General features: G+C 40.0%; 5 protein-coding genes. 2 read left to right on the forward strand and 3 right to left on the reverse strand.

Going from position 1 to position 2,857, the window contains the following annotated elements; all coding sequences use genetic code 11:
- Positions 1 to 40 precede the first annotated feature (40 nt).
- Entirely contained in the window at positions 41 to 313 is a 273-nt protein-coding gene (locus tag TH606_RS10300; RefSeq protein WP_068543710.1) for a polyhydroxyalkanoic acid system family protein, read from the reverse strand.
- A 145-nt stretch (positions 314 to 458) separates the two neighbouring features.
- Between TH606_RS10300 and TH606_RS12160 the strand changes: the two genes are divergently transcribed.
- Together TH606_RS12160 and TH606_RS10305 are read left to right on the forward strand one after the other, a co-directional pair.
- Positions 459 to 800 (forward strand): IS1/IS1595 family N-terminal zinc-binding domain-containing protein, encoded by a 342-nt coding sequence (locus tag TH606_RS12160; RefSeq protein ID WP_082863623.1) that lies wholly within the window; start codon positions 459 to 461, stop codon positions 798 to 800.
- Positions 742 to 1,113, forward strand: a complete 372-nt coding sequence (locus TH606_RS10305) for an HMA2 domain-containing protein (protein ID WP_068543713.1) — start codon at positions 742 to 744, stop codon at positions 1,111 to 1,113. The genes TH606_RS12160 and TH606_RS10305 overlap by 59 nt, the downstream gene beginning before the upstream one ends.
- Positions 1,114 to 1,147: 34 nt before the next feature.
- On the opposite strand, the gene metK is transcribed toward TH606_RS10305, so the two are convergent.
- Both metK and TH606_RS10315 read right to left on the reverse strand, forming a co-directional pair.
- Positions 1,148 to 2,338 carry a methionine adenosyltransferase gene (gene metK, locus TH606_RS10310; RefSeq protein WP_068543716.1) on the reverse strand — a complete coding sequence of 397 codons (1,191 nt, stop codon included), beginning with the start codon at positions 2,336 to 2,338 and terminating at the stop codon, positions 1,148 to 1,150.
- Positions 2,335 to 2,857, reverse strand: a 523-nt coding sequence (locus tag TH606_RS10315; protein WP_068543720.1) for a cation transporting ATPase C-terminal domain-containing protein, incomplete at its 5' end; no start/stop codon positions are given. The genes TH606_RS10315 and metK, both read right to left, overlap by 4 nt.

The raw sequence follows: 2,857 nt of genomic DNA on the forward strand, positions 1-2,857 counted from the left end.
TGACTGTCAGATAAAGTCTAAACTTTTACACGTCAAAAATTTAGGCTAAAATCTCATCAAGGGTTTTGTTGATTTCTTCTTCAATCTTTCCTTTAAAAAGCTTGGCCGTCCAGCTAAGCTTGGCTTCAAGAATAATTTGCTCTGGTTCAATGCGAAGTTCTCCTTTCACAGGGCCATCTAGTTTTGCTTTAAGCCCCTCCCACTTAACTTTGACCCCATATTTTTGCGCTTTAGGGCCAAAATTGGTCTCAAAAATCTCTTTTAATTTTTCAGGGTCCTGCGTATGGACTCTTTTTATCTTTAAGTCTGCCATAATGGACTCCATAATTTATTTTTGTCTATACTTGTTTCAAAAATATGATTCTTCGCCAAATTTTAAAGAGCCACTTAAATTTGTAACCGAATTGTCAAAAAAACTAAACTTTTCTTTCAAAAATTCCTTCTAAAGTTTTAGCCAAATGGAAAATGAAGCGAAAGTAATAAAATGTCCGTTTTGTGGGTCCCAGGCATATAACCGCTATGGAAAAACTCGAGACGGTTTACAACGCTATCGTTGTCTGGTTTGCAACCGACAATTTACCGAAAAATCAAAACCTAATTTCCTTAAAAGGCCTCTTTGTCCTCATTGTGGACAAAAAATGTATGTTTACATGAAAACTCAAAAGTTCATACGCTGGCGTTGCTCCAGATATCCAGAGTGCTCCACTTATTTAAAAACAGTTTTAGAGAAGGAGGAAAAAGATGTCTTATTACTTACACAAGGTAAAAGGACGAATTCGTCTGCGAACGCCAATAATTAAAAATAACAGGGCAGCAGCTGATCTGGTAAAAAATTTTATAATGCATCTGGGAGGGGTAACTTCAGTCACTACTAACATTCTTACTGGCAGCATCGTAATAAATTATAATCCAGCAATTATTGATGCTGAAGAGATAATTAAAGCTCTGGAAAAAGAAGGTTACTTTAATAGTCATTTAGCTGCTAATTGTGAAACGGTTTTACAAAAACATGTAGAAAAAATAGGAAAACAAGCTGGAAGGGCTATATTTGGCTTGGTATCAGATCACGTTTTAAGAGGAACTGGGCTTTCTTTTTTAAGCCTGATTATATAGAAACTGCCCGCCTTCCCTGCTTCACCTCCCTTAGTTAGGCCTCCTCTCTGAGGAGGTCTTTTTTATCTGTAATCTCCCAGGGAGCAGCGAGGTCCATACGCCCCATATGCCCAAAAGCCGCAAGCTTTTGATAAAAGCCACCTTTATAGAGTGATGGTAGCTTGCGTAAAGAAAATTTTTTCTGAATAGCAGCTGGCCTAAAATCAAAATGTTTCTTTACAAGTTCTTCTATTTTTTCATCTGGAATAATTCCAGTCCCAAAAGTATTTACCGTAATACTCACTGGTCGTGAACGGCCAATAGCATAACTCAAATGTACTTCACACTCTCGAGCAAGTCCTGCAGCCACTACATTTTTGGCTGCATATCGCGCTGCGTAAGCCCCTACCCTATCTATTCGTGTAGGGTCCTTACCACTTAAAGCCGCTCCACTGTGACGGGCATATTCACCATAAGTATCAACTGCATTTTTGCGTCCGGTAAGCCCAGAATGAAGCATAGGGCCACAACCCTGAGGGTCATAGATAATACGAATATCAACAAATGTTTTATTATCAGGTTTGATTTCTTCACCCTGAAAGGCAGGTTCAATTACCTGCTCCCAGATATCTTTTTTAATTTTTTGTTCATTAACTTTTTCCGTAACACAAACAAGAATCATTAAAGAAGATATGGTATATGGCCGCCCATCACGAAATTCTACTCCCACCTGCGTTTTACCGTCTGGCGAAAGATAAGGTAACAAGTTAGATAGTCTAACTGTGGTCAAACGCCTGGCTAGTTTGTGGGCCAAAACAATGGGAAGCGGCATAAGAGATGGCGTATGGTCACAAGCATAGCCGAATACATTTCCCTGGTTGCGCACTTTAATGCGTTCTATTTTTTCATCGTCAAGCTCCTCATCAGATACGCGCCTTTCTTCATCAAGAGGTTGTTCGTTTATGCTAGTAAGAATGGTACAATTACGGGCACTGAAATTTGGGGAACGATAGCCTATCTCATTTATTACCCAGCGAGCCACATAAGGCACATCTATTAAAGCTATAGAAGAAAATCTAACTGCCAGAAATAAAAGTCCTTGAGATACCGCACACTCGGCAATAACAGAAGCCAGAGGGTCCTGCTGTAAAAAACGGTCAACAATGGCATCACTTATCTGATCACAAAGTTTATCTGGATGACCGTCTGTCACCGAAGCTGAAGTGAAAATAAAGTTTTTTCTCATAAATTCCCCTCTCGGGTAACTTTTTTTAAGAAAGCATTGACAAATAAGGAACCAAAGGACGTAGCTGACACTAGTGCCATATCAATTAGCCCCAGAGGACTTAGTGCTAAAATCTTTCTAATCGGGGGCAAGAAAAATAAGCTATGTGCTGCCGCTGTGCCCCACATACACTTGGCCAAATGTGGATTTTTGGGAAGAGCTGCATTTTCAAGAAAAGTGAGCTTATCACTGCGGCAATTCAATGTGTGTAATAACTGGGCAGCAGTAAGGGAAAGGAAAGAAAGAGTACTAGCTTTAGGACCACGACCATATCTCGCCAGGCCGTAAATATAAGGAAGCAGAGAAGCTCCAGAAATAACCGAAGCCTGTAAAGAAAGTCTTTTAAAATCGTTGTTATCCATAATGGGTCTTTGTGTATCTCTCGGTGGTTCCTGCATAATGCCAAGTTCAGCAGGCTCAAGGGAAAGAGCAAGGCCTGGAAAAACATCTGTCACCAGGTTAATCCAAAGAAGCTGCATC

It is taken from the genome of Thermodesulfatator autotrophicus, assembly GCF_001642325.1.
GTDB classification, from domain to species: domain Bacteria; phylum Desulfobacterota; class Thermodesulfobacteria; order Thermodesulfobacteriales; family Thermodesulfatatoraceae; genus Thermodesulfatator; species Thermodesulfatator autotrophicus.